This window comes from Sphingomonas panaciterrae (genome assembly GCF_036890205.1).
GTDB lineage: Bacteria > Pseudomonadota > Alphaproteobacteria > Sphingomonadales > Sphingomonadaceae > Sphingomonas > Sphingomonas panaciterrae.
Map to the genome: position 1 here is coordinate 357,453 of NZ_JAKNQR010000002.1, position 26,024 is coordinate 383,476.

Here is a 26,024-nt window from a genome sequence, read left to right on the forward strand (position 1 = left end):
AAAAGAGGCCTCGCCGCGAGGGTTTGCGGCAAGGCCTCTTTTTATGTGGACAGCGGAGCGCATCGGACCGGTTCATCCGGCCCGATCGCTCCGTTGGCACCTTACGCCTTGCGGCCGCTCTTCAGCGCCGCCTGCGCCGCGGCGAGGCGGGCGATCGGCACGCGATAGGGCGAGGCCGACACGTAATCGAGCCCGACGCTTTCGCAGAAGGCGATCGATGCCGGATCACCACCATGCTCACCGCAAATGCCGAGCTTCAGGTTCGGCTTGGTCGCGCGGCCACGCTCCGCTGCCAGGCTGATCAATTCGCCGACACCCTCGACGTCGATGCTGACGAACGGGTCCTTCGGGTAGATGCCCTGTTCGACGTAGGAGCCGAGGAAGCGGCCGGCGTCGTCGCGGCTGACGCCGAGCGTGGTCTGCGTCAGATCGTTGGTGCCGAAGGAGAAGAACTCGCCCGCCTCGGCGATCTCACCCGCACGCAGCGCAGCGCGCGGCAGCTCGATCATCGTGCCGACCAGATATTCGACGGTCTTGCCGTGCTCCTCGAACACCGCCTTGGCAGTGCGATCGACGACGGCCTTCATCAGCTCCAGCTCGCGCTTGGTGGCGACCAGCGGGATCATGATCTCCGGGATCGGCGCCTCGCCCGACTTGTCCGCGACGTCGAGCGCCGCCTCGAAGATCGCGCGGGCCTGCATCTCGTAGATTTCGGGATAGGTCACGCCGAGGCGGCAGCCGCGGTGGCCGAGCATCGGGTTGAATTCGTGCAGCTCTGCAGCGCGACGCTTGAGCACGTCGACGTCAACCCCGGCCGCCTTGGCGACCTCGCTGAACTCCGCCTCTTCGTGCGGCAGGAATTCGTGCAGCGGGGGATCGAGCAGGCGCACCGTGACGGGGAGCCCGGCCATGACCTCGAAGATCTCGGCAAAGTCGCTGCGCTGTTCGGGCAGGAGCTTTTCGAGCGCGGCACGGCGGCCGGCCTCGTCCTCGGCGAGGATCATCTGGCGCACCGCGGTGACGCGATCCGCCTCGAAGAACATATGCTCGGTGCGGCACAGGCCGACGCCCTCGGCGCCGAAATCGCGCGCGGTGCGGCAGTCGAGCGGCGTTTCGGCGTTGGCGCGCACCTTCAGGCGGCGGACCGCGTCGGCCCATTCCATCAGCGTGCCGAAATCGCCCGCCAGTTCCGGCTGGATGGTGGCGACTTCACCCGCCATCACTTCGCCCGTCGCGCCGTCGATGGTGAGGAGGTCGCCCTCCTTCACCTCACGGCCGCCGACGCGCGCGATCTTCGCCTTGGCGTCGATCGAGAGCGCACCGGCGCCGGAAACGCAGGGGCGGCCCATGCCGCGCGCCACCACGGCCGCGTGGCTGGTCATGCCACCACGCGCGGTGAGGATGCCCTTTGCCGCGTGCATGCCGTGAATGTCCTCGGGGGAGGTTTCGGTGCGCACGAGGATCACGGCCTTGCCATCCGCGGCCCACTTCTCGGCCGCGTCGGCGGTGAACACCGCCGCACCGCTCGCCGCGCCCGGCGAGGCCGGCAGCCCCTTGGTCAGCACGTCGCGTGCCGCCTCAGGATCAAGCGTCGGGTGTAGCAGCTGATCGAGCGCCTGCGGATCGACGCGCGCGATCGCTTCCTCGCGGGTGATGAGGCCTTCGGCGGCCATGTCGACCGCGATCTTCAGCGCCGCCTTCGCGGTGCGCTTGCCCGAGCGGGTCTGGAGCATCCAGAGCTTGCCCTGCTGCACCGTGAATTCGATGTCCTGCATGTCGCGGTAATGCCGCTCCAGCTGGTCGAACACGGCGGCAAGCTCGGTATAGGCGGCGGGAAGCGCCTCCTCCATGCTGAGCGGCTTGGCGCCGGCCTCTTCACGCGCGGCCTTGGTCAGATATTGCGGGGTGCGGATGCCGGCGACGACGTCCTCGCCCTGCGCATTGATCAGGAATTCGCCGTAATAGGCATTGTGGCCGGTCGAGGGGTCACGCGTGAAGGCGACGCCGGTCGCCGACGTGTCGCCCATGTTGCCGAACACCATCGCCTGCACGTTGACGGCGGTGCCCCAGCTGCCGGGAATGTCGTTGAGGCGGCGATAGACCTTGGCGCGGTCCGACTGCCACGAGCCGAACACGGCGCCGATCGCGCCCCACAGCTGGTCATGCACGTCCTGCGGGAACGGCTTGCCCTGCTGCTGCTCGACCAGGCCCTTGAACTCGGCGACGAGCGCCTTGAGGTCGGCCGCCGACAGCTCGGTATCGAGAGTGAAGCCCTTGTCTTCCTTGGCGATTTCCAGCGCCTCTTCGAACGCGCCGTGATCGAGGCCGAGCACCACGTCCGAATACATCTGGATGAAGCGGCGATAGCTGTCCCAGGCGAAACGCTCATCGCCGCTGGCGCTGGCGAGCCCCTCGACGGTCTGGTCGTTGAGGCCGAGGTTGAGGACGGTGTCCATCATGCCCGGCATCGAGACGCGGGCGCCGGAGCGGACCGAGACCAGCAGCGGGTCGGTGGCGTCGCCGAACGTCTTGCCGGTGATCGCCTCGATATGGGCGATGCCCTGGGCCACTTCGGCGCGCACGCTGTCGGGAAAGGTTTCGCCTTCCTCATAATAGCGGGTGCACATGGCGGTGCTGATGGTGAAGCCAGGAGGGACCGGGAGGCCGATGGAGGCCATTTCGGCGAGGTTCGCGCCCTTGCCGCCCAAGAGGTTCTTGTCCCCGCTACCACCGTCGGAAACGCCGCCACCGAAGCGGTAGACGTACCGTTCATCCGCCTGGGTCTTGACCGCGGTCGCCATGGGTTATCGCCTCCTGAAACTCGTTATGTGCGTCGCAACACACGCCCGGACGCCGGATTGCAAGTACAAAGCGGCACCCAAACAGATGTAACCGTTTACCCCCTCACCCTTCGATGCGGGAGAAGTCAGCGACCGCGTGAACCGCCGCGCGGACCCGCGCCAACAACGCCAGACGGCCGGCACGTTTTCCGGAATCGGCATCGTTTACGGTCACTTGGTCGAAGAATGCGTCGATCGGCGCGCGCAGAGTCGCGAGCGCAGCCATCCCCGCCTCGAAATCCTCGTTGGCGATCGCATCGGCTGAGGCAGGTTCGGCCGCATCCAGCGCGGCGATCAGCGCCGCTTCGGCCGGTTCCCGGTCATAATCGGCCGCGGATGGCGCGGCGTCGGCCAGATAATCTTCCTTCTTCAGGATATTGGCCGCGCGCTTGTAGCCGGCGAGGAGATTGGCGCCATCCTCGGTCCCGACGAACGACTGCAACGCCTTCACCCGCGCGAGCAGGCGGACGAGATCGTCCTCCCCGCCGAGCGCGAACACCGCGTCGATCAGATCGTGGCGAACGCCGGCTTCGCGCTGCTGAACCTTGAGGCGGTCGGCGAAGAAATCGAGCACGTCGCCGCTGACGATGCGTGACAGCGGGAAGCGGAGGCCGTTGTCGAGGATCAGCGCGAGGATGCCCAAGGCGGAGCGGCGAAGCGCGAACGGATCCTTGGAGCCGCTGGGCTTCAGGTCGGCGCCGAAGAACTGGGTGATGCTGTCGAGCTTGTCCGCCAGTGACACGGCAACCGTTACCGGCGCGGTGGGGACGTCGTCGCCCTGCCCGACCGGCTTATAGTGATCGCGGATCGCTTCGGCGACTTCGGCGGGTTCGCCCTGCGCGGCGGCGTAATAGCCGCCCATCAGGCCCTGAAGCTCGGGGAATTCGCCGACCATGCCGGTGACGAGGTCGGCCTTCGCGAGGCGCGCGGCGCGCTCGGCGAGGTCGGGGTTCGCGCCCTTGACGATGCCTTCCTCGGACAGCCAGCGGGCGAGCTTCGCGACGCGGTCGACCTTGTCGGCGACGGTGCCGAGCTTTTCGTGGAAGACGATCTTTTCCAGCTTCTTCGCCTGATCGGCGAGCGGCACCTTGAGATCGGTCTCGTAGAAGAAGCGCGCGTCGGAGAGGCGCGCGGCGAGCACCTTGCGGTTGCCCTCCACGATCCGCTCGCCGCCGTCCGCGGCATCGATGTTCGCGGTGCAGACGAAGGCGTTGGCGAGCGCGCCGCCGGCGTCGCGGCAGACGAAATACTTCTGGTTCACGCGCGCGGTGAGCTGAATCACCTCGGGCGGCACGTCGAGGAACGCCGCGTCGAAGCGGCCGAGCAGCGGCACCGGCCATTCGGTGAGGCCGGCGTTTTCGCTGACCAGCCCCTCATCCTCGACCAGCGTGAGGCCGGCCATGTTGGCGGCGAGCTTCGCACCGAGCGCGATGGTGGCGCGGCGTTCGTTCTGGTCGACGATGACGTGGCAGGCGCGCAGCTTCTCGACATAGTCGGCGGCGCTGCCGATGGTGATGACGCCGGGGTGATGGAAGCGGTGGCCGACGGTGGCCGCGCCGCTTTCGACGCCGGCGATCGCGCAGGGCACCACATCGTCGCCGAACAGCGCGATGATGCCTTGCAGCGGGCGGACCCAGCGCGGGCTTTCGGTGGAGATCGACGCCTCGCCCCAGCGCATCGACTTGGGCCAGGGGAAGGCGCGGATGATCGTCGGGATTGCGTCGGCCAGCACATCGGCGGTGGCGCGGCCCGGCTTGTCGATCACCGCAAACAAGGTGGCGCGGCCCTTCACCTCGCGGGTCTGGAGCGCGTCGCGGGTCAGGCCGGCCTTGCGCAGGAAGCCCTCGACGGCAGCGTCGGGCGCGTCGGCGGGCGGGCCCTTCAGCTCCTCGCTCACCGCCGCAGTCTCAGCCGGCAGGTCGCGCGCGATCAGCGCGAGGCGGCGCGGCGTCGCGTAGGTGACGAGTTCGGCCGCTTTCAGCCCCGCCTTGGCGAGTTCGGCGGTGAAGAGGCGGGCGAGATCCTCGCGCGCCTTGTCCTGCATCCGCGCCGGGATTTCCTCCGAGCGCAGTTCGAGCAGAAAATCGGTCATGCCGCGCTCCAGTTCGGGAAGCGGGCTTTCCAGCCCTCGGCATTCTTTTCCATATACGCCGTGCAGGCACCCTTCGCGAGATCGCGGACGCGGCCGATATAGGCCTGACGCTCGGCGACGGAGATGACGCCGCGCGCGTTCAGCAGGTTGAAGATGTGGCTCGCCTCGATCGCCTGCTCATAGGCCGGGATCGGCAGCTTCGCGGCGAGGCAATTCTCGCACTCGGCCGCCGCCTTGCGGAACAGGTCGAACAAAGTGTCGGTATCGGCGACCTCGAAATTCCAGGTCGACATCTGCCGCTCGTTCTCGAGGAACACGTCGCCGTAGGAGACGCCGGCGTCGTTGAAGCGCAGGTCGTACACATTGTCGACGTTCTGGATGTACATCGCCAGCCGTTCGAGCCCGTAGGTGAGCTCGCCCGCGACGGGCTTGCAGTCAAAGCCGCCCATCTGCTGGAAATAGGTGAACTGGGTCACCTCCATCCCGTCGCACCACACTTCCCAGCCGAGGCCCCAGGCGCCCAAGGTCGGGCTTTCCCAGTCATCCTCGACGAAGCGGATGTCGTGGCGGGTGAAATCGATGCCGATCGCCGCGAGGCTGCCGAGATACAGCTCCTGCAGATCGGGGGGGCTTGGCTTCAGGATCACCTGATATTGGTAATAATGCTGCAGCCGGTTCGGGTTCTCGCCATAGCGGCCGTCGGTGGGGCGGCGGCTGGGCTGGACGAAGGCGGCGTTCCACGGCTCCGGGCCGAGCGCGCGCAGCGTCGTGGCCGGGTGAAAGGTGCCCGCGCCCATGCGCATGTCATAGGGTTGCAGAATGGCGCAGCCCCGCGCTCCCCAATAGGAATGGAGGCGCAGGATCATGTCCTGGAAGCTTAACGGCGCGTCTGTTGAGGTGGCGTTCATCGCGCGCCGGGCAATGGCGGATGGCTCGCCAACAGGCAAGGCCCCCGCTAGGCTGGCTGCGCCCCGACCAAGGAAGGTTGCCAAGACCCGTGTTACGACCCTTCACCTCTTTGTTCGCCGCCCTCGGCCTTGCCTTCACCCTGCCCGCCTGCGCGCAGCCGGCGCCGGTGGTGCAGCAGGACGCCGACCCCGCGCTGTGGGTGGTGCGCGACAAGGATACGACGATCTACCTCTTCGGGACGATCCACGTCCTGAAGCCGGGCCTGTCTTGGTTCGACGAGGCGGTGAAGAAGGCGTTCGACCGGTCCGGCACGCTGGTGCTGGAGATGGTCGAGCCGGACAAGGAGACGCAGGAGCGTGTCGTCGTGTCCAAGGCGTTCGACCCGTCCGGCCAGTCGCTGATCGAGAAGCTGCCCGAGGACAAGCGCCAGCCGTTCCTGAAGGCATTGGAAGACAACAAGCTGCCGCGCGCGACGTTCGAGCGGATGCAGCCGTGGTTCGCCGCGATCAGCCTGTCGGCGCTGCCGGTGCAGAAGCTGGGCTATGACGCCAGCAACGGGCCCGAAGGCGTGCTGACCAAGGCGGCCAAGGCGCAGAAGAAGCAGGTCATCGGGCTGGAGACGTTCGAGGGCCAGATGTCGATTTTTGATTCGCTGTCGCAGAAGGCGCAGCTCGAGCTGCTGACGTCGACGGTGGAGGAGCTGCCCAAGGCCGGCGAGACGATGGACCGGATGGTGTCCGATTGGGCCAAGGGCAATCCCGACGGCCTGGCCAAGACGATGAACGACAGCCTGAAGGATTCGCCGGAGGTGAACAAGGCGCTGCTGGTCGATCGCAACGCCAAATGGGCGGCGTGGATCGCGGAGCGGATGCGCACGCCCGGCCGCGTCTTCATCGCGGTGGGCGCGGGGCACCTCGCCGGGCCCGACAGCGTTCAGGCGCAGCTGGGCAAGTACAGACTGAAGGCGGTGCGGGTTAAGTATTGAGGCCGGGGCGGCGGCGGGTCCGCGCCAGCGGCGGGGAGTGCCGCGAGGATTGCCTTTCGCGCCCCTCCCCGCTATGCGCGCCCGCTTCCGGCCATGGTCATCCCTGGAGGCGTGGCGCGGAAGGACATACATGAGTTTCGGAGAATATTGATGAGCGACCAGCTGACGCTCGCAGCCGAGACGCGTGACCGGGTTGGCAAGGGAGCCTCCCGGGCGCTGCGTCGTGACGGCCGCGTACCCGCCGTGATCTACGGCCAGAACAAGGAACCGACCTCGATCCATCTCGAGGAAAAGGCGCTTGTGAAGGCACTGGGCACCGGCCACTTCATGAACACCGTCGTGATGATCAACGGTGAGCGCACCCTGCCCAAGGACGTGCACTTCCACCCGGTCACCGACCGTCCGGTTCACGTCGACTTCCTGCGCATCAGCGCGCACACGACCGTCACCGTTGCGGTGCCGGTGGTGTTCGTCGACGAGGAAGAAGCCCCGGGCCTCAAGAAGGGCGGCGTGCTGAACGTCGTTCGTCACGAGCTGGAGCTGGTGTGCGACGCGAGCGACATCCCGTCGGAAGTCACGATCTCGCTGAAGGGCCTGGAAGTGGGCGATTCGCTCCACATTTCGGCCGTGACGCTGCCCAAGGGCACGACGTCGGCGATCGACGACCGCGACTTCACCATCGCGACGGTGGTTGCACCGTCGGCGCTGAAGTCGTCCGAGGGCGACACGTCGACCGAGGCGACCGAGGAAGCTGCGGGCGAGTAATATCGTCCTGTGCCGCCCGGGGCGGCACGGATTCGCGGGCGGGTGGCGGCGACGCCCCCCGCCCGTTTTCGTTTGGGCCAAGCGGCACGCCCGTGACAGGGCGCTGACACGCCAGTGAGACGATGGGATCGGTGATGCAGCTATGGGTCGGCCTGGGCAATCCGGGCCCGCAATATGCGATGCAGCGGCACAATGTCGGCTTCATGGCGGTCGATGCGATCGCCGAGGTGCATGATTTCGGCGCGACGGCGAAGAAGTTCCAGGGCTGGGTGCGCGAAGGCCGGCTAGGCAACGAGAAGGTGCTGCTGCTGAAGCCCGCGACCTTCATGAACGAGAGCGGCCGCAGCGTTGCCGAGGCGCTGCGTTTCTACAAGCTGGGCGTCGAGGCGCTGACGGTGTTTCACGACGAGCTGGACCTGGCGCCGATGAAGGTGAAGGTGCGGATGGGCGGCGGGCTGGCGGGGCACAATGGCCTGCGCTCGATCGACCAGCATCTGGGGCCGGAGTTCCGCCGCGTGCGGATCGGCATCGGTCATCCGGGGCACAAGGACCGGGTGACTGGCCATGTGCTGGGCAATTACGCGAAGAGCGAGCTTGATCCGCTGACCGACCTGCTCGGCGCACTGGCCTCGGAGGCGCCCACGCTCGCGGCGGGCGACGACGTGCGCTTCATGAACGATGTTGCGCTGCGGCTTCAGGGCTGACGGGCGCCCTTCCCCATTGCCGTGGCGCGCAGTATCGCGTGGCCGCCATGCTGTTCCCGCCCGACACCTGCCGCCGCCTCGTCGTCAAGATCGGCTCGGCGCTGCTCGTCGACCCGTCGGGCGCGGTGCGGCGCGACTGGCTGGCGGGGATTGCCGCCGATGTCGCGGCGCGCGCCGACGCGGGGCAGCAGGTGGCCATCGTCTCCTCGGGCGCGATCGCGCTGGGGGCGCGCCGGCTGGGGCTGCCGCGTGGCGGGCGGGCGAGCCTGGAGGATGCGCAGGCGGCGGCGGCCACAGGGCAGATCGCGCTCAGCCAGACCTGGGCCGAGGTGCTCGCCGCCAACGGGCTGACCGCGGCGCAGATGCTGGTAACGCTGGACGATCTGGAGGATCGCCGCCGCTACCTGAATGCCGCAGCGACGCTGGGGCGGCTGCTGCAGCTGGGCACGGTGCCGGTCATCAACGAGAATGACAGCGTGGCGACGGCCGAGATCCGCTTTGGCGACAATGACCGGCTGGCGGCGCGGGTGGCGCAGGCGGCGGGGGCGGACGGCGTGGTGCTGCTGTCCGATATCGACGGCCTGTATGATCGCAACCCGGCGCAGCCCGGCGCGGTGCATATTGCGGAAGTGGCGCAGATCGACGCGCGGATCGCGGGGATGGCGGACGATGGCTCGGCATCCGGCATGGGATCGGGCGGGATGGTGTCGAAGATCGCCGCGGCGCGGATCGCGACCGGCGCGGGAGTCGCGCTGGCGATCGCATCGGGGCGGATCGAACGGCCGCTGTCGACCAACGCGCGGCACACGATCTTCCTTCCCGAGAAACGCGCGCGGGCGCGCAAGGCGTGGCTGGCGGGGCGGCTGACGGCGAAGGGCGTGGTGACCGTGGATGCCGGCGCGGCGCAGGCGCTTGCCGGTGGGCGCAGCCTGCTGGCGGCGGGGGCGATCGCAGTGTCGGGCGATTTCGCGCGGGGCGACGTGGTGACGATCGCGGGGCCCGACGGGCCGATCGCGCGCGGGCTGGCGGAATATGATGCCGGCGAGATGCAGCGCCTGCTGGGGCGGCGCAGCGAGGAGCAGGAGGCGCTGCTCGGCTATGCGCCGCGTGCCGCGCTGATCCACCGCAACCATATGGCGCTGCTGTGATCCTGGCGCTGACCGGCGGGACCGGCTTTGTTGGCCGGGCGACGATCGATGCGGCGCTGGCGGCGGGGCATCAAGTTCGTGCGCTGACGCGACGGCCGCAGGCGGCGCGCGACGGCGTCACCTGGGTGGCGGGGGCGCTCGACGATGCCGCGAGCCTCGCCGCGCTGGTCGAGGGCGCCGATGCGGTCATCCATATCGCCGGGGTGGTCAATGCACCTGACAAGGCGGGCTTCGTCGCCGGCAATATCGAGGGCACGCGCGCGGTCGTCAGCGCAACGGGCACGCGGCGGCTGGTGCATGTGTCGTCGCTGTCGGCGCGCGAACCGCAGCTGTCGATGTACGGCTGGTCGAAGCGCGAGGCGGAGACGATCGTCGCCGAGAGCGCCAGCGACTGGACGATCGTTCGCCCGACCGGCGTCTATGGCCCCGGCGATACCGAGATGCGCGACATGTTCCGGCTGGCGCGGCTTGGCCTTGCCTTCCTGCCGCCGCCGGGGCGCGTGTCGCTGATCCATGTCGAGGACCTTGCGCGTTTGCTGGTGCTGCTCGCCGAGCGGCCGGGGGCGCATGAATTGTACGAAGTCGACGATGGCGAGACGCTGACCCATGCCGATCTGGCGGCGGCGATCGGGCGCGCGGTCGGGCGGCGGGTGATGCCGATGCATTTGCCCAAGCCGCTGATGCGGGTCGCGGCGCGGATCGACCGCAAGTTACGCGGTGGTGGGGCGAAGCTGACGCTCGACCGGGTGGAGTATCTCAGCCACCCCGACTGGACCGCGCGCGCCGATCATCGTCCGCCCGCGAGCCTGTGGGCGCCGCAGATCCCGCTGGATCAGGGCATGGCGCAGACCGCGCGGGCGTACGCCATCGCAGGATGACCACGCTTCCGCCGCATTCGATTGGCACCTCGCCCGCTTGCAGCTAAGGACCCGGCATGAGCGAGCGCGACAGCATCTTCGACACCGTCAAGGCCCAGATCGAACCCTTCAACAAGAAGGGCGTGACGGTGACCGAGGCAACAACGTTCCAGGGCGATCTCGAATGGGATTCGCTGACCGTGATGGATTTCGTCGCCGCGATCGAGGACGAATTCGACATCATCATCACGATGAACATGCAGGCGGAAATCGAAACGGTGGGGCAGCTTGCCGATGCCGTCGCCAAGCTGAAGAACTGAACGACGCGTTCCTCGCGACGCTTGTTCTTCGCGACGGATGACCAGGAACGTGGCCGGGTGCGGTGCGCCCGGTGAATGGACACGACCCGATGTGAACGGTTGGGAATTGAACACATGACCGAAACCGGCCTCCAGGCTGAAGCCCTGCCCGTCGAGCCTGCCACCGTGGCTCCGGAACGCGACCTGTTCGACAAGTTCGCGCCGCTGATCGCCGAGCGCCAGGCGCTGCTCGACAGCGGCGTGCGCGATCCGTTCGGCATCGTCATGGAGGAGGTGAAGAGCCCCACGGTCGCGGTCATCAAGGGCCGCGAGACGATCCTGCTGGGCACGTACAATTACATGGGCATGACGTTCGATCCTGACGTCATCGCCGCGGGCAAGGACGCGTTCGACAAGTTCGGCAGCGGCACCAATGGCAGCCGTGCGCTGAACGGCACGTTCCACGACCATATGGAAGTCGAACAGGCGCTGCGCGACTTCTACGGGATGTCGGGCGCGATCGTCTTTTCAACGGGTTATCAGGCGAACCTCGGCGTTATCTCTGCCATTGCGGCGAAGGGCGAGTACATCATCCTGGACGCCGACAGCCATGCGTCGATCTATGACGGATGCGCGATGGGCAATGCGGAGGTCGTGCGTTTCCGCCACAATTCGGTCGAGGATCTCGACAAGCGGCTGGGTCGCCTGCCCAAGGAGCCGGGCAAACTCGTCGTCCTTGAAGGCGTCTATTCGATGCTGGGCGACATCGCACCGCTGAAGGAGATGGTCGCCGTCGCCAAGAAGCATGGCGCGATGGTGCTGGTCGACGAGGCGCATTCGATGGGTTTCTTCGGCCCCAACGGCCGCGGCGTCTATGAAGACCAGGGGCTGCAGGACGAGGTCGATTTCGTGATCGGCACCTTTTCCAAGTCGGTCGGCACGGTCGGCGGCTTCTGCGTGTCGAACCATCCGAAGTTCGAGATCCTGCGCTTCGTCTGTCGCCCCTATATCTTCACCGCCAGCCTGCCGCCCGCGGTGGTCGCGTCCGCAACCGCGTCGATCCGCAAGCTGATGCACGCCAAGGACAAGCGCGAGCGGCTGTGGGCCAATACGCGCCAGCTGCATGGCGGGCTGAAGCAGCTCGGTTTCCGCCTGCCCACCGACGAGCCGGAATCGGCGATCGTCGCGGTGATCCTGGACGACCAGGAGCAGGCCGTCCGGATGTGGCACGGGCTGCTGGAGGCCGGCCTCTACGTCAATGTCGCGCGTCCGCCCGCGACACCGGCCGGCATGTTCCTGCTGCGCTGCTCGGTCTGCGCAGAACATACGCCCGAGCAGATGGCCAAGGTGGTCGCGATGTTCGAGGCCGCTGGGCGGGCGACCGGCGTGATCGCCTGATCGCCATCGCATCGCTTCCGCCAGACGTGCAGCTTTGATAGACCGTGAGGCCGTGGCTGCCGCGGGCATAGGATCGGCTTTCAAAAGCGTGGCTTCGGCCTGGCGCCTCATCACCTTTGTCGTGATGGGGGTGGCCGGGGTTGGCGTGCTGGTCGCGCTGATCCTGACGCTGGGCGAGGCCAACAACCAGCGCAACCGCGCTTCCTCGCTCCAATCGCACAGCTATGACGTGATGATCCTGGCGCGGACGCTATCGGGCACGATCGCACGGTCCGAGGCGGCGCTGGGGCGATACGTCATCTCCGGCGACAAGCAGCTGGGGCGGCTGTACTTCGAGGATTGGCGCCGCGCGGGCGACCAGTTGCAGCGGCTGTCGTCACTGACGCGCGACAATGTGGCGCAACGCCCGTTGATCGGCCGGTTGCAGGCAGCGTTCAATGAGCGCGGCGAGCAATTGTCGATGACCGCGCTGGCGACCAATTACGGCAAGAACCAACAGGCGCTGTCGCGCTATTACGAAGCGCGGCAGGCCTCGGCACTGACCGAGATCAACCGGCTGCTGGACGAAGTGATCGCCAGCGAGCGCACGCTGCTGATCACCCGCACCGAAGCGACGATGGCGCTGGTCGAACGATCGACCCGCGCGGCGTTCGTGCTGTCGGCATTTGGCGTGCTGCTGCTGATCGGGGCGATCATCCTCGGCTGGTTGACGATGCGGGCGTCGACCGATCGCGCACTGGCCCGTGCCGAGGCCGATGCCGCGCGCGCTCGCGCCGACGAACTGGCGGTGGCGGTGGCGGAGGCAACCGAGGAATTGCGTGCGCAGGAAGCGCGGTTGCGGCAGGCGCAGAAGATGGATGCGATCGGCCAGCTGACCGGCGGTATCGCACACGATTTCAACAACATGCTGGCAGTTGTGATCGGCGGGCTCGAACTGGCGCAGCGCGCGATTGCCAATGGCGGGGCGGACGCCGCGCGCCATGTCGAAAGCGCGCGTGAGGGGGCGGTCCGGGCGGCGGAGCTGACCCGCCGGCTGCTCGCCTTTGCCCGCGAGGGGGCGATCGCGCCGGAGCGCATCCATGTCGGCGCCTTGCTCAACGGGATGCGCGACCTGCTCGACCGGACGCTCGGCGATGCGATCCAGGTCGAGATCGCCTGCCATGGCGAGGATGCCTATGTCCGCGCCGATCGGGTGCAGTTCGAGAATTGCATCCTGAACCTCGCGGTCAATGCGCGCGATGCGATGGACGGGCGCGGGCGGGTCAGCATCACCTCGGGCGTGGAGCGGTCAACCAACGGCACCTTCGTCACCATCACGGTGCGCGACGACGGATGCGGCATGACGCCGGACATCGTCGAGCGCGTGTTCGAGCCGTTCTTCACCACCAAGCCGGTCGGCAAGGGCACAGGCCTGGGGCTTAGCCAGATCTTCTCCTTTGCGCGCCAGCTGGACGGCGAAGTGGCGATCGATTCCACGCCTGGCGTCGGGACGAGCGTGATCATGCGGCTGCCGCACGACAGCGAGGCGGAAACGCCGGAACGCGCCGACGAGGAAGCCGCCATCGCCACCGCGGCGCCGGAAGAGCTGACCATCCTGGTGGTGGAGGATGACCAGCGCGTGCTGCGCGCCACCGTCGGCGCGCTGGAGGAACTGGGCCATCGCGTGATCGCATGCGACGATCCGCTGCGCGCCCCCGCCCTGCTCGACGAGCACGCGCCCGTCGACCTCATCATGAGCGATGTGCTGATGCCGGTGCAGACCGGCCCGGAAATGATCGAGGCGCTGCCCGAACGCCACGCGCGTACCGCCGTGCTCTTCGTCACCGGCTTTGCCGGCGAGGCGAGCGACGCGGCGATGTTCAACGGCCATCATGTGCTGCGCAAGCCCTTCACCCTCGCCGCGCTGGCGCGCGCACTGGCCGATGCCTTTGCGCGCAGCCCGGCCGCCGCACCTGACCGGATGGCGGCGGAATAAGGCGAAGCGAGAGGAAAGCGTCGCGGCGCTGGACCGAAAAGGGCTGGCGCTCGTTACCTTCTCGCCTATACCGGCGCACCCATCCGCAAGATCGAGCCCCTTAGCCGCGCCTCATGAAATCGATCGACCGCTACATGGCCCGGCTGATCGCGCTGCCGCTGTTCTCGACGCTCGTCATTGCGGCGATGCTGCTGCTCCTCGATCGCATGCTGCGCCTGTTCGACTTTGTCGCCACCGAAGGCGGGCCCGTCAGCGTGGTGTGGCAATTGCTGGCCAACCTGCTGCCGGAATATCTCGGCCTTGGCATTCCGATCGGCCTGATGCTCGGCGTCCTGCTCGCCTTCCGGCGCCTCGCCACCTCGTCCGAGCTGGACGTTATGCGCGGCGTTGGAATGAGTTACGGGCGATTGCTGCGGGTCCCTTACATGTATGCGGTGGGGCTGGCGCTGGTCAATCTGGCCATCGTTGGTTTCATCCAGCCGCGCGCGCGTTATGCCTACGAAGGCCTGCGGTTCGAGCTGCGCACCGGAGCGCTGGGGGCGTCGATCAAGGTCGGCGAATTCACCCATCTGGGCGATCGCATGACGATGCGGATCGAGCGCAGCCGGGACAAGGGCCGCGAGCTGTCCGGCATCTTCGTCCATGCGCAGACACCCAAGGGTGACTGGATCGGCGTGACCGCGGAGCGCGGCCAGTTCTTCGCCACCGACGATCCCAACACGATCATCTTCCGCCTGACCAACGGCACGCTGATCCACAACCGGCCCGATTTTCCGAGCCCGCGCGTGCTGACCTTCAGCGCGCATGACCTACCGATCGACCTGCCCAAGTTCGAGCAGTTCCGCGCGCGCGGCGGCCGTAACCTGGAATATACGCTGCCTGAGCTGGTGAAGATCGGCACGACGAGCGGGAGCGAGGAAGCGCGCGATTCCAGCCAGGCGGAATTGTATTTCCGGCTGGCGGAGGTGCTGATGATGTTCCTGCTGCCGCTGCTGGCGGTGGCGCTGGGCGTGCCACCGAAGCGATCGACATCGGCGCTGGGCGTGTTCCTGTCGATCGTGATGGTCGTCGCCTATCACAAGGTGAACCAATATGCCGCGTCGATCGGCGAGCTTGGCCGCGTCGACCCGTTCATCGCGCTGTGGACGCCGTTCGCGATCTTCGCGGCGCTGATCATCTGGATGTATTACACGCTGGCCTATGTTCCGGGCGGACAGCCGATCGGCGCGCTGGAACGGGTGGCCAGCAAGACCCTGAAAGCGATCACGCGTCGCCTGCCCGGCCGCCGTGCGCGAGAGGCACGGGCATGACGTCTTTCTTCCCGTCCAAGACGGTGGCGCTGTACATGGGCCGGATGTTCCTGGTCCGCACGTTCGGCATTCTTGCCGGGCTGGTGCTGGTGCTCCAGGCGCTCGACCTCTTGGGGGAATCCGGCAAGATCCTGGCCGTTCCGGGCAATACCGACGCGCAGGTGTGGCAGTATATGTCGCTGCGCGTGCCGCAGATAATCGCGCGCTTCCTGCCCTTCTCCGTCCTTCTCGGCACCATCCTGACGCTGATCACGATGAACCAGAACAGCGAGATCGTGGCGCTGAAATCGTCGGGCATGTCGGCGCACCAGGTGCTGGCGCCGCTGATCACCGCAAGCCTGGCGATCGCCGCGATCAGCTTCGTGTTCAACGACCGGGTGGTGTCGCGCGCGACGGCGACGCTGAGCCAGTGGCAGAAGGTGAATTACGGCACGCTGCCGATCGACCGGGGTGACCGGTCCAACGTCTGGGTCAGGACCGGCGACGACCTGATCGAGGTGGACCAGATCCGCGGCCGGGGCGATGCCGCGCGGCTGGGCGGCGTGACGCTGTACGAACGTGACGGCGGCAAGCTGCGCACGATCATCACCGCGCCCGCCGGACGGCGCAGCGGCGATGGCTGGGCGATCGGACCGGCCAAACGCTTTGACGTCGCGACCGGCCAGCAGCGCGATGTCGGCACGATCGTGATCGCGCGCGGCGTGACGCCGGACCAGTTCACCCTGTCGTCGGTGAATGCCGATGGACTGTCGTTCCGCGCGCTGAACGAGGCGATCGACGACCTGGCCGCGGCCGGGCGGCCGACCGCGGCGCTCGAGGGATCGCTGTGGCACAAACTCTCCGGGCCGCTGTCGTCGGTGCTGATGCCGCTGCTGGGCGCGGTGGCCGCGTTCGGCATCGCACGGTCGGGCAAATTGTTCGTCCGCGCCGTGATCGGCATGGCGCTGGGCTTCGCCTATTTCGTGGCGGACAATTTCGCGCTGGCGATGGGCAATCTGGGCGCCTACCCGCCCTTCCTCGCCGCCTGGGCGCCGTTCCTGCTGTTCCTGCTGATCGGCGAAGCGGTGCTGCTGCGCACCGAGGAATAAGCCGGCGGCGGCCGGGATGCTCCCGGCTGTAGCGGGAGCCAGATGCGAACTTATGGATCGATGGCCGGGGCGGCGGTGACCGCCCCCGGCCGATATCAGCGCGGCAGCATCGTGCTGCGCGCGATCTTGGCGATGAGGCCCGGCATGCCGACGTAATTGGCCTTGTAATAGGGCGATTCGCGATCGAGCACGGCGCTCAGCCGGCGATGAGCCTCGCCCAGCGCGTGATAGGGGACACCCGGCAGCAGATGGTGCAGCGCGTGGTAGCGCAGGCCAACCGGCGCCCAGAGCGCCGGCAGCGTGGCCGGCGGCGGCACATTGACCGAGTCGAGATACTGGGCGGTGACGGTCATCACCTCGCCCTCATTCTCCCACAGGTGGGCGACCAGGGTCCGCAGCTGATTGATGACCGCAACGCCCGACGCGACCGCCATCATGATGGCAAAGGCGCGCAGCGGCAGCGTGCCGGTGGCAACCAGGGCGATCAGCGACATCGCCCAGACGGCGCATGCGGTCTCGATCGCGATCCACTGGCGACGGAAATCCCCCTCCGGCAGGCGGCGGCGGAATTGCGGGTTGATCGCCAGCGCCGAGAAACGCTCCACCACGATGCGGCGCAGCGACGGCGACAGCAGCGACAGCGGCGACAGCACGCCGTAGCGGAAAATCAGCGCGAACGGCGCGAGCGCGGCGACCAGCACGAACACCGGCAGCGACCACGGCTTCATCAGCGCGAGCGGCAGGTATTCGGGATCGTCGCTGGTACCGTAGCGGGTGCGCGCGTGGTGAAGATTGTGGACGCCCTCATACATGAACGAGGGCACCAGCATCGGCACGCCGATGAAGATGTTATAGCCCAGCCGGAAATGCGGCAGCGACGCATGCTTCACATGGGTGAGTTCATGGATGAAGCTCATCCCGCGATAGAGCGCGAACATCGCCACCACGCCGGCGACGATCGTCAGCCACAGCGGGGTCGCGGCGATCGCCACGGCAAGACCGGCATAGCCGATCGCCACCGAGCCGAGGAAGTCAGCCCAATAGACGGCGGGCCGCGGCGCGTTCAGATCCCGCGTCAGTTCAGCCGCCGCCTTCAGCATCGCACGGTCATCGGCGATGCGCACACGCGCGGTCGGGGTGGCTGCTGCTCGTGACAGAGTCGTGGTCGTCATGGGGGTGTCCATTGGCCCAAGATAGTGGCGATACGGTGGCTGGAACAGGTGCGCGCCGCGCGGAAAGGCCGCTCGCCATGATCGCTTCGGGCGATTACACGCAGCGTCATGACCGGCTCTCTCACCATCCGCCCCGTGACGGGCAAGCGCGACCGCAAAACGTTCATCGACCTGCCGTTCCGCCTGTACAAGGATGATCCGAACTGGGTTCCGCCGCTGAAGCGCGAGGCGCTGGGGCTGCTCGATCCCGAGAAGAACGGATGGTACAGCCACGCCAAGGCGCAGCTGTTCCTGGCCGAGCGCGACGGGCGCGTGGTGGGGCGTATCTCCGCGCATATCGACCTTCTGGCGCTGGACATGCCGGCCGCGCAGGGCTTTGGCCCCGGCACCGGGCAATGGGGGCTGATGGAGGCGGAGGACGACGGCGTGTTCCGCGCGCTGATCGAACGCGCCGAGCAGTGGCTGCGCGAACAGGGCATGACCCGCGTGCTGGGGCCGATCTCGCAATCGATCTGGGAAGAACCGGGGCTGCTGATTACCGGCTACGACCATCCGCCGTCCGTGATGATGGGCCATGCCAAGCCGGAATATCGCGGGTGGATCGAGGCGGCCGGCTATGCCCCGGTCAAGCAAATGATGACCTATGAGCTGGATATCACGCAGGAATTCCCGCCGATCGTCCAGCGGATCATCAAATCGGGCGAGAAGAACCCGCGCATCAACGTGCGCCCGGTCGACAAGTCGCGGTTCGACGAGGAAGCGGCGATCATCCTGGGCATCCTGAACGATGCGTGGAGCGACAATTGGGGGTTCGTTCCCCTCACTCCGCCCGAAATCCGCGACGTTGGCGTGAAGCTGAAGCCGATCGTCTTCAATGACCTGATCCGCATCGCCGAGGTGGATGGCGTGCCGGTCGCCTTCATGATCACCCTCCCCGACCTGAACGAACCGCTGAAGGGCCTGAGCGGGTCGCTGCTGCCGTTCGGCTGGGCGAAACTGCTGCTGTGGCTGCGCAAGCCGAAGGTGCGTACGATGCGCGTGCCGCTGATGGGGGTGGTGAAGAGCCTGCAATCGTCACGCATGGCGAGCCAATTGGCGTTCATGATGATCGAATATATCCGTCGCGCGGCGGTGCAGGATTATGGTGCCTCGCGCGGCGAGATCGGCTGGATCCTCGACGACAACCAGGGGATGCGGTCGATCGCCGAGACGATCGAGAGCCACGTCAACAAGGTCTATCAGGTGTACGAAAAGGCGCTGTGAGCGCCGGTAAACCGCGGGGTCTCGCGCAGCGGCCAGACCGGCCGTGCGCGAGCCCGGTAAGCGGCACTTAACGGCGCGCGAGCGGGTCAGTGCCCTGTGCGACCCAGGTCGCGCGCGTCTGGCAGTAGCGACGGGCGATGCCCGGACCACTGAGCGTGTCGATCACGCAGACGCGGCGCTGGTCGGTTTCGGGGTCGAACGAGCGCGCGCCATATTGATCGGCGGGGATGGTCGGCGCAGGTGCCGGCGCAGGTGCCGGGCGCGGCGCGGGTTCGGGGGCGGCGCCCAGCATGAGGGCGGCGGTGGCGATGGCGGTGATGGTCATGGCGTATCCTCTCAGGTTCCGAACAGCGCCCCTTTCGCGCTGTCACCTGAGACTTTGCATTGACCGTGCCAATTGTCTCACGGACGCCATTTCAATGACTTAGCAGAAGCATCAATGTGCATGTTGCCGATGATGAGCGCCGTGCACCAAGTGGCGGCGCGTTTTACCATCCAAGCGATGTGCGCTGACGGACGCACGGGCGCCCCCTGTCCGACAGTGAACGATTGAGAAGCCAGCGGACCGCCGTGGCCGCCGCCCGCCGCCCCGGGGCTCAGTCGCGCAGGCGAACCCAGGTGGGCGCGTGATCGCTGGCCTTGTCCCGGCCACGATAGTCCTTGTCGACACCGGCCTCGACCAGCCGATCGGCAACGGCGGGTGACAGCAGCAGGTGATCGATGCGGAAGCCCGCGTCGCGGCGCCACGCGCCCGCCTGATAATCCCAGAAGGTCCAAACGCCACCGGCGGGATGACGCACGCGCAGCGAATCGGTCCACCCTTGCGCCAGCAGCGCGCGATAGGCGGCGCGGCTTTCCGGCTGCATCAGCGCATCATCGGCCATGGCGCGGGTGGAGAAGGTATCATCGTCATTGGGGATGACGTTGTAATCGCCCGCCAGCACGGTCGGAATTTCAGCGGCAAGCAAGGCGCGCGCACGGGCGGCGAGCCGGTCCATCCAGCGCAGCTTATAGTCGAACTTCGGCCCCGGCTGCGGATTGCCATTGGGCAGATAGATGGACGCGACGGTCAGGCCGTCCACATCGCATTCCAGATAGCGGCTGTGATCATCGTCGGGCTCACCATCCAGGCCCCGCTGGCGCTCGACCGGGTCAGTGCCGCGAGCGAGCACGGCGACGCCGTTGAACCCCTTCTGCCCATGCCACACCGCGCCATAACCGGCGGCGCGGATGTCATCGATCGGGAAGGTATCGTCAGCGGTCTTGAGCTCCTGCAGGCAGACGATGTCCGGCTGCTGCTCGGCGAGATATTCCAGCAGGCGCGGCAGGCGCGCCTTGATGCCGTTGACGTTGTAGCTGACGATTTTCACGAGGACGGCTTACACCGAGAAGCTGGTGCCGCAACCGCATCCTGATGCTGCAATCGGATTGTCGACCTTGAACGCCGCGCCGCCGAGCGATTCGACGAAGTCGACCGAGGCACCGCGCACGAGATCGAGGCTAATTTCGTCCACGACGAGCTTGACGCCATCCGTCTCGGCGACCTGATCACCCGGCTCCGGCGCGTCGGCCAGACCGAAACGATATTGGAACCCGGAACAGCCGCCCCCCTCCACCGAGAGGCGCAGGATGGCAGGCTTTTGCTGCTTTTCCGCAATCGCCGCCACACGGGCGGCAGCGGAGGGCGTCAAGGCGATATCGGGTGCGAGCGTTGCCATGAGAGCGAAATAGGATCGCCGCGGCGCGCCCGCAACCGGATCAGTGACCCAGGCCGTCCTGTGCCGCCGGGCCGCTGGTCGACACCGGAATCTGGCCGACCGAGCGATCCTGCGCCGCGAGCAGATAATCCGCCGTGGTCAGGAAGGGGATCGGGTTCACGGCGCGGCCGTCAATACGCACTTCATAATGGAGGTGCGGGCCGGTCGAACGGCCGGTGGAGCCCATCAGGCCGATCATCTGACCGCGGCGCACGCGCGCATTGTTGCTGATCAGGATCTTCGACAGGTGGCCGTAGCGGGTGGTAATGCCCTTGCCGTGATTCAGCTCGATCATGTTGCCATAGCCGCCCTGACGCGCGGCATGGTTCACGACGCCATCGGCGGTCGCATAGATCGGCGTGCCGGTCGGACCGGGGATATCGACACCAGCATGCATCGCGGCGGTGCCGCGGAACGGATCGCTGCGCACGCCGAAATTGCTGGTGAAGGTGAGGTGCTGGACCGGCTGGACCGACGGGATCGAGATAACCCCCTGCTCCAGCGTGTCGAGCTTCTTCCAGGTCATGAACAGCGAGCGGAATTGCGCATCGGCGTTCAGATCAGCCGTCGCCTCGGCGCTGGCGGCCGGGATCAGCGGGCCGCCCATGCCGGTGTTCTTGCCGCCCTTGGCGACACGCTCCGGCCGCAAGCCGCGCTCACGCAGCGCCTCCGCTGCCGACTGATAACGGTCGTTGAGGTGATCGAGCGCGAGTTCGGCCAGGATCTCCTGGCGACGCTCGATCTTGGCGAAGGGAGCGACCGCATAGGCGGCCAGGCGGTCACCCGCCGGATCGATCTTCAGCGTGGCAAGCGCCAGCTTCTTTTCGTCACCCACGCCAGTCAGCGCGGCAGCGAGCAGTGCCTGGCGGTTTTCGAGCTGAGCAGCACGCGCCTCCGCAGCCTTGCGGACATTCGCCACGCGCTGGTGCATGTGGACGAGCTTGCGCTCCATCGTCTCGATCCGCTCGGCCTGCGGCGCAGCGGCGCCGGCCTGACCGGCGGCAGCGGCGGCGCCGTAGCCCGCGAAGGCGACCACGACCGCGGCGGTCCCGGCCAGCGCGCCCTGCGAGAGGCGGCCCAGGCGGATCCGGCGCACAGCGCGGCCATCATGGAAGATCACGTTGCGTGGGGAGAAGAGCAGGCGGGCGCCAGCAGCGATGCGGTTGGCCGGCGCGGAAGAAATCTTGGACATCGAACCCCGAGCAAGATTGTTGAAGCGCGCGCGACCAGGACGAGCCCACGCACGACGCATGTTCAAAAAACTGGTCTGGATTGCGGCCCCCCGCTCACCGGACACCGTCAACTGCCCTTCTTTTGAGCAGTTAAGCAATAGCGCCGTAGTAATCCCGCGTCAGGCCGGCAGACTCGCGCGCTGAGTCGTTGAACGGACCTTTCACGACGCCCCGAAAACGGCCTCCAATGAGGGATTTCCAGTGGGTCGCGGGGTGCAAACCGGCCGCCGCGCACCGCTCCTCGAACCACCGCGTACCGACCGAAACGTGCCGGATTTCATCGGTGTAGATGCGGTGGAGGATGCGCGCGCTGGCCGCATCGCCGGCGGCGTGGAAGCGGTCGACGGTGGCCGGCGTCACGTCGAGCCCCCGCGCCTCCAACGCCATCGGGACGACGGCGAGCCGGGCGAGAACGTCGTCGGCAGTCGCATCCGCCGCCTCCCACAGCCCGGCATGGGCCGGGAGCGCGCCATAATGGCTGCCCATCGCGCGCAGCCGGCGATCGAGCAGTGCGAAGTGCATCGCCTCGTCCGCGCCGACGCCGATCCAGTCGTCCACGAATTCCCGCGGGAAGGCCGCGCCAAAACGCCCGGCCATGTCGAACGCCAGGTCGATCGCGACAAATTCGATATGCGCCAGTGCATGAAGCAGCGCGATGCGGCCCCGTTCCGACCCGCCCTTCCCCCGTTTCGGCATTCGGCCCGGGGGCAGCAATTCGGGCTGCTCGGGCCGTGCCGGTGCATCGGGCATGACGACGTCGAAGCTGTGGGTGAGCCGCCCCGCCCGCCACGCGCGGGCAGCCTGACGCGCGGCCTTCACCTTGGTGGCGGGATCCGCCGCGTTGAGCACGTCGCGCGCAACGGCGGCGATGGTTGTCACAGAGCGCGCGCCGCGGCCAGCACCTCCGCCGCATGTCCGGGGACCTTAACCTTGCGCCAGGCGCGGGCGAGCTGGCCGTCGCGGCCGAACAGGAACGTTGCGCGCTCGATGCCCATGTAGCGGCGGCCGTACATGGATTTTTCCACCCAGGTGCCGAACGCCTCGCAGGCGGAGCCATCCTCATCGCTGGCGAGCGCCACGGCGAGATCGTATTTCGCGGCGAACTTCTCATGCTTGGCCGGCGGATCCTTGGACACGCCGATCACGACGACGCCTGCGGACGCAAACTCCCCGGCCAGGGCGGAGAAATCCTGCGCCTCGCGCGTGCAGCCGGCAGTATCGTCCTTGGGATAGAAATAGACGACCAGCGGCAGCGGCTGATCCTTCAGGCGGAGCGGCTGACCATCAATCGCGGTCAGCGTCACGTCCGGCAGTGTGTCCATCGGTCAATCCTTTCCACGCCGCCGTAACCTGCTGCCGGGCGGTGTCAAAGCCGGCGAGCACCGCGTCCCAATCATCGAGATGGAGCACCCGCGCGACCAAGGCGCGCGTTGCTTCCGAGGGTGGCTCGGCCGCATCCGGCGCGACCAGGCGAAGCGTGACGATAAGGCGGGTCAGCAGGTCGTGTGCGTGGTGGAGGTCCACACCGAGCCCGAGCAGATCGATCGCGCGGCCGAGATTGGTGTCGAAGCCCTCCCGCCGGGTCAGTTGCGCGACATGGACGGTGAATTCCAGATCGACCAGCCCGCCGGGCAGCAGCTTGGCGTCGAGCGGCCCGGCGGGCGGCTTGTGCGCCGCCATCTCGGCCCGCATCGTTATGGCATCGGCCACGACGTCGCGCTGCGGCCTGTCGCCGTTGAGCACGCCGTCGATGATCGCCTGCAATTCGGCGCGCGCCTTTGCCGAGCCGAACACCGGCCGGGCGCGGGTGAGCGCCATATGCTCCCACGTCCAGGCGCTCTCGCGCTGGTAGCGGGCGAAGGAATCGACATTCACCACCAGCGGCCCCTGTGTCCCCGACGGGCGCAGGCGCGTGTCGATTTCGTAGAGCGGGCCCGCGGCGGTAGGAACGGAGAGCGCGGCGGAAACGCGCTGCGCAAGGCGATTATAATAAAGCGTCGCGCCCAACGGCTTGGGGCCGTCGGACTCCGCCGCGAAATCACCAGTGAACAGGTAGATCAGGTCGAGGTCGGAGGCATGGGTCAGCGCCCCTCCCCCGAGCCGCCCGAGCGCGAGGATGACGAATTCGCTGTCCGGTACCCGGCCATGCGCCTGCGCGAATTCCGCCACCGTCTCGCTCGCCAGCACCTCGATCGCGGCCTCTGCCACGCGCGAATAGCCCGCCGCGACGTCGAGCGGATCGGCCACCGCGGAGATGATCTGCGCGCCCAGGGCGAAGCGGTGTTCGTTGACGATGCGGCGGACGTGATCGAGCTTGGCCTGGAAATCCGCGCGCCGTTCATTGCTGCGCATCATCGCGGCGATGGCGGGCACGTCTGGCACGGGATCGAAGGCGGAGGCGTCGATCAGCCCGTCGAGCAGGTCAGGCCGACGCGCGAGTTCCTCGGCCAGGGTCGGCGTGTGGCTGAGCAACCGAACAAGGAGGGCGATGAGCGCGGGCCGCGCCTCCAGCAAGCGGAAGATGTTCACCGCGCTGGGCAAGCGTTCGAACAGCCGGTCGAGGCGGTTGAGCGCGGCCTCCGGCGCGGGTGCCTCCCCCAGCGCCGCGACGAGGCCGGGCAATACGGCCTCAAGCGCGGCTTGGGCGGCGGCACTGCGCAGCGCGGGATAGCGCGCGGCACGCCATGCCGCGATCCGCGTTGCCGCAACGTCGGGATCTGCGAACCCCGCCGCGACAAGCTGGGCGGAAAGGGCATCGCTGTTGGCGGACAAATTGTCCCCGGTGGTAGGCGCGAGCTGCCCGAAGATGGCGCCGACGCGCGTGACGTGCGGTTCGAGATGGGCGAGCAAAGCCGCGCCGTCGGGGCGCCCGTCCAGCCGTGCCACGCGCTCCAACGCGTCGCCGGTCGGAAGCGCATGCGTCTGGCGATCATCGATCATCTGGACGCGGTGCTCCGCCGTGCGCAGCGCGACATAGGCGTCACAGAGCGCCTGTGCGTCATCCCGGGCGATCCGGCCAGCGGCGGCCAGTGCGGCGAGCGCCCCGCGGGTATCGCCGGTGCGCAGCGCGGGATCACGCCCGCCGTGGATAAGCTGATGGATCTGCGCGAAGAATTCGATCTCACGGATCCCGCCCCGCCCCCGCTTCAGATCATAGCCCCGGCCGAAAGTCTGCCCCTGCGAGTGATGATCCCGGATCCGGCGGGTGATCTCCAATATCTCCCCGACCGCGCCGAAATCGAGGCTGCGGCGCCAGATGAAGGGGCGGATCGCGTCGAGGAACTGCTCGCCCAAGGCGATATCGCCGGCAGCCGGGCGTGCGCGGATGAAGGCTGCCCGCTCCCACGGCAGTGCCTGCGATTCATAGTAAGTGATCGCGGGGTCGATCGGCAGCGCGATGGGCGTGACCTCGGGCGTCGGACGGAGCCGCATGTCGACGCGCAGGACATAGCCGTCAGCGTCGCGGGCCTGGAGCAGCTCGATCACGCGCCGGCCGATGCGCACCGCTGCGTCGACCGGCTCCTCGTTGCGGCGCGTGGGCAGCGTCCGGGGATCGAACAGGAAGATGGGGTCGATGTCGGAGGAATAATTCAGCTCGCGGCTGCCCTGCTTGCCAAGCGCCAACGCAACAAAGCCCTCTGGCCCCGCCCCTGGGCTGCGCTCCGCGATCGCAGTGCGGATCGCCTGGTCGAGTGCGAAATCGGCAAAATCGGTCAGTCGGTGCGTGACCGCGGTCAGATCGAAGATGCCGGACAAGTCGCCGATCGCGACCTGAAGCGCCAACTGACGACGGGCAAGACGCAGCGCCCGGCCTATCGGCACATCGGGGTCGAGCGTGACCGGCCGGTCGAGCGATGCCGCGGAAAAATGGTCGCCGCGGTCGAGCAAGTTCGCGAGAAATGGCGAGAATCCGTGCGCCCGGCCGACCGCATCCGCGACCAGCAGCTCGACATTTTTTTCGCTTGACAAGGGGAAATCCGTAGCCTGGACCATGAAACCAACGCGTCTCCTGATCCGTTCTATCGCGCATGACGACCCATGAACATCATCATCGCGAAGGAGGCAGTGACGGTTACTATGTCCGGTATCCGCGGGCTACCGACGCTATCGGCGAATCGCTGCGTTTCGCATTCAATGATGCGCGCAGCACCCCTGACGACCTCAAGACACTGGTAGAGGCGCTTTATGGCGTTCCAAGAAACTAGGTCCGAAAGGCAGGTTTAGCAGCCG

The 26,024-nt window shown here is 67.3% G+C and carries 22 protein-coding genes; 11 read left to right on the forward strand and 11 right to left on the reverse strand.

Annotation, left to right across the window (positions count from 1 at the left end):
* Positions 1-101 precede the first annotated feature (101 nt).
* The 3 genes from ppdK to L8F96_RS08680 form a co-directional block, all read right to left on the reverse strand.
* A complete protein-coding gene (gene ppdK, locus L8F96_RS08670; protein ID WP_334655783.1) occupies positions 102-2,801 on the reverse strand; it encodes a pyruvate, phosphate dikinase in 2,700 nt (899 codons plus the stop codon).
* Between the two features lie 103 nt (positions 2,802-2,904).
* Entirely contained in the window at positions 2,905-4,932 is a 2,028-nt protein-coding gene (glyS, locus tag L8F96_RS08675) for a glycine--tRNA ligase subunit beta (RefSeq protein WP_334655784.1), read from the reverse strand.
* Entirely contained in the window at positions 4,929-5,798 is an 870-nt protein-coding gene (locus L8F96_RS08680; protein ID WP_046410936.1) for a glycine--tRNA ligase subunit alpha, read from the reverse strand. Before L8F96_RS08680 ends, glyS begins: the two co-directional genes overlap by 4 nt.
* Before the next feature lie 131 nt (positions 5,799-5,929).
* On the opposite strand from L8F96_RS08680, the gene L8F96_RS08685 reads away from it, so the two are divergent.
* The 10 genes from L8F96_RS08685 to lptG all read left to right on the forward strand — a co-directional run bounded on the left by L8F96_RS08685 (position 5,930) and on the right by lptG (position 16,370).
* On the forward strand, positions 5,930-6,826 hold the full coding sequence (locus L8F96_RS08685; protein ID WP_046410937.1) for a TraB/GumN family protein: 897 nt from the start codon (positions 5,930-5,932) through the stop codon (positions 6,824-6,826).
* Positions 6,827-6,976: 150 nt separating this feature from the next.
* Complete coding sequence (locus L8F96_RS08690) at positions 6,977-7,591, forward strand: 50S ribosomal protein L25/general stress protein Ctc (RefSeq protein ID WP_046410939.1); 615 nt, start codon at positions 6,977-6,979, stop codon at positions 7,589-7,591.
* Positions 7,592-7,725: 134 nt separating this feature from the next.
* A complete protein-coding gene (gene pth / locus L8F96_RS08695; protein ID WP_334655785.1) occupies positions 7,726-8,295 on the forward strand; it encodes an aminoacyl-tRNA hydrolase in 570 nt (189 codons plus the stop codon).
* A 47-nt stretch (positions 8,296-8,342) separates the two neighbouring features.
* Positions 8,343-9,443, forward strand: coding sequence for a glutamate 5-kinase (proB, locus tag L8F96_RS08700; RefSeq protein WP_334655912.1), 1,101 nt, complete (start codon positions 8,343-8,345; stop codon positions 9,441-9,443).
* The gene (locus L8F96_RS08705; RefSeq protein WP_334655786.1) at positions 9,440-10,321 is read left to right on the forward strand and encodes an NAD-dependent epimerase/dehydratase family protein; all 882 of its coding nucleotides are present in this window, start codon (positions 9,440-9,442) and stop codon (positions 10,319-10,321) included. The genes proB and L8F96_RS08705 overlap by 4 nt, the downstream gene beginning before the upstream one ends.
* A gap of 56 nt (positions 10,322-10,377) precedes the next feature.
* Entirely contained in the window at positions 10,378-10,620 is a 243-nt protein-coding gene (locus tag L8F96_RS08710) for an acyl carrier protein (protein WP_145119356.1), read from the forward strand.
* 114 nt (positions 10,621-10,734) lie between these two features.
* Complete coding sequence (gene spt / locus L8F96_RS08715) at positions 10,735-11,997, forward strand: serine palmitoyltransferase (RefSeq protein WP_145119358.1); 1,263 nt, start codon at positions 10,735-10,737, stop codon at positions 11,995-11,997.
* Between the two features lie 88 nt (positions 11,998-12,085).
* On the forward strand, positions 12,086-13,972 hold the full coding sequence (locus L8F96_RS08720) for an ATP-binding protein (RefSeq protein WP_334655787.1): 1,887 nt from the start codon (positions 12,086-12,088) through the stop codon (positions 13,970-13,972).
* A gap of 113 nt (positions 13,973-14,085) precedes the next feature.
* A complete protein-coding gene (gene lptF / locus L8F96_RS08725; RefSeq protein ID WP_197075567.1) occupies positions 14,086-15,282 on the forward strand; it encodes an LPS export ABC transporter permease LptF in 1,197 nt (398 codons plus the stop codon).
* Positions 15,279-16,370, forward strand: coding sequence for an LPS export ABC transporter permease LptG (gene lptG, locus L8F96_RS08730; RefSeq protein WP_046410948.1), 1,092 nt, complete (start codon positions 15,279-15,281; stop codon positions 16,368-16,370). Before lptF ends, lptG begins: the two co-directional genes overlap by 4 nt.
* 95 nt (positions 16,371-16,465) lie before the next feature.
* Here the strand turns inward: lptG and L8F96_RS08735 are convergent, their stop codons facing one another.
* Positions 16,466-17,542 (reverse strand): fatty acid desaturase family protein, encoded by a 1,077-nt coding sequence (locus tag L8F96_RS08735; RefSeq protein ID WP_241212629.1) that lies wholly within the window; start codon positions 17,540-17,542, stop codon positions 16,466-16,468.
* A 108-nt stretch (positions 17,543-17,650) separates the two neighbouring features.
* Here L8F96_RS08735 and L8F96_RS08740 point away from each other — a divergent pair, with 108 nt between their 5' ends.
* On the forward strand, positions 17,651-18,805 hold the full coding sequence (locus L8F96_RS08740) for a GNAT family N-acetyltransferase (protein WP_334655788.1): 1,155 nt from the start codon (positions 17,651-17,653) through the stop codon (positions 18,803-18,805).
* Between the two features lie 67 nt (positions 18,806-18,872).
* Here L8F96_RS08740 and L8F96_RS08745 read toward each other — a convergent pair whose 3' ends face one another.
* The 7 genes from L8F96_RS08745 to L8F96_RS08775 form a co-directional block, all read right to left on the reverse strand.
* Entirely contained in the window at positions 18,873-19,130 is a 258-nt protein-coding gene (locus L8F96_RS08745) for a hypothetical protein (protein ID WP_046410952.1), read from the reverse strand.
* Between the two features lie 271 nt (positions 19,131-19,401).
* Entirely contained in the window at positions 19,402-20,175 is a 774-nt protein-coding gene (xth, locus tag L8F96_RS08750) for an exodeoxyribonuclease III (RefSeq protein WP_334655789.1), read from the reverse strand.
* A 9-nt stretch (positions 20,176-20,184) separates the two neighbouring features.
* On the reverse strand, positions 20,185-20,523 hold the full coding sequence (locus L8F96_RS08755) for a HesB/IscA family protein (protein WP_046410956.1): 339 nt from the start codon (positions 20,521-20,523) through the stop codon (positions 20,185-20,187).
* Positions 20,524-20,563: 40 nt separating this feature from the next.
* The gene (locus L8F96_RS08760) at positions 20,564-21,754 is read right to left on the reverse strand and encodes a M23 family metallopeptidase (protein WP_052742607.1); all 1,191 of its coding nucleotides are present in this window, start codon (positions 21,752-21,754) and stop codon (positions 20,564-20,566) included.
* A 130-nt stretch (positions 21,755-21,884) separates the two neighbouring features.
* Entirely contained in the window at positions 21,885-22,673 is a 789-nt protein-coding gene (locus L8F96_RS08765) for a ferritin-like domain-containing protein (RefSeq protein WP_334655790.1), read from the reverse strand.
* Complete coding sequence (locus tag L8F96_RS08770; protein ID WP_334655791.1) at positions 22,670-23,116, reverse strand: peroxiredoxin; 447 nt, start codon at positions 23,114-23,116, stop codon at positions 22,670-22,672. The genes L8F96_RS08765 and L8F96_RS08770 overlap by 4 nt, the downstream gene beginning before the upstream one ends.
* Positions 23,079-25,763: a bifunctional [glutamine synthetase] adenylyltransferase/[glutamine synthetase]-adenylyl-L-tyrosine phosphorylase gene (locus L8F96_RS08775; RefSeq protein WP_334655792.1), complete on the reverse strand. Its 2,685-nt coding sequence runs from the start codon at positions 25,761-25,763 to the stop codon at positions 23,079-23,081. Before L8F96_RS08775 ends, L8F96_RS08770 begins: the two co-directional genes overlap by 38 nt.
* Between the last annotated feature and the right edge of the window lie 261 nt (positions 25,764-26,024).

Bases quoted from the DNA above. Each gene is read 5' to 3' on its own strand.
- ppdK (WP_334655783.1), bottom strand. From the start codon at position 2,801: ATGGCGACCGCGGTCAAGACCCAGGCGGATGAACGGTACGTCTACCGC.
- glyS (WP_334655784.1), bottom strand. From the start codon at position 4,932: ATGACCGATTTTCTGCTCGAACTGCGCTCGGAGGAAATCCCGGCGCGG.
- L8F96_RS08680 (WP_046410936.1), bottom strand. From the start codon at position 5,798: ATGATCCTGCGCCTCCATTCCTATTGGGGAGCGCGGGGCTGCGCCATT.
- L8F96_RS08690 (WP_046410939.1), top strand. From the start codon at position 6,977: ATGAGCGACCAGCTGACGCTCGCAGCCGAGACGCGTGACCGGGTTGGC.
- pth (WP_334655785.1), top strand. From the start codon at position 7,726: ATGCAGCTATGGGTCGGCCTGGGCAATCCGGGCCCGCAATATGCGATG.
- proB (WP_334655912.1), top strand. From the start codon at position 8,343: ATGCTGTTCCCGCCCGACACCTGCCGCCGCCTCGTCGTCAAGATCGGC.
- L8F96_RS08710 (WP_145119356.1), top strand. From the start codon at position 10,378: ATGAGCGAGCGCGACAGCATCTTCGACACCGTCAAGGCCCAGATCGAA.
- spt (WP_145119358.1), top strand. From the start codon at position 10,735: ATGACCGAAACCGGCCTCCAGGCTGAAGCCCTGCCCGTCGAGCCTGCC.
- lptF (WP_197075567.1), top strand. From the start codon at position 14,086: ATGAAATCGATCGACCGCTACATGGCCCGGCTGATCGCGCTGCCGCTG.
- lptG (WP_046410948.1), top strand. From the start codon at position 15,279: ATGACGTCTTTCTTCCCGTCCAAGACGGTGGCGCTGTACATGGGCCGG.
- L8F96_RS08735 (WP_241212629.1), bottom strand. From the start codon at position 17,542: ATGACGACCACGACTCTGTCACGAGCAGCAGCCACCCCGACCGCGCGT.
- L8F96_RS08740 (WP_334655788.1), top strand. From the start codon at position 17,651: ATGACCGGCTCTCTCACCATCCGCCCCGTGACGGGCAAGCGCGACCGC.
- L8F96_RS08745 (WP_046410952.1), bottom strand. From the start codon at position 19,130: ATGACCATCACCGCCATCGCCACCGCCGCCCTCATGCTGGGCGCCGCC.
- L8F96_RS08755 (WP_046410956.1), bottom strand. From the start codon at position 20,523: ATGGCAACGCTCGCACCCGATATCGCCTTGACGCCCTCCGCTGCCGCC.
- L8F96_RS08760 (WP_052742607.1), bottom strand. From the start codon at position 21,754: ATGTCCAAGATTTCTTCCGCGCCGGCCAACCGCATCGCTGCTGGCGCC.
- L8F96_RS08770 (WP_334655791.1), bottom strand. From the start codon at position 23,116: ATGGACACACTGCCGGACGTGACGCTGACCGCGATTGATGGTCAGCCG.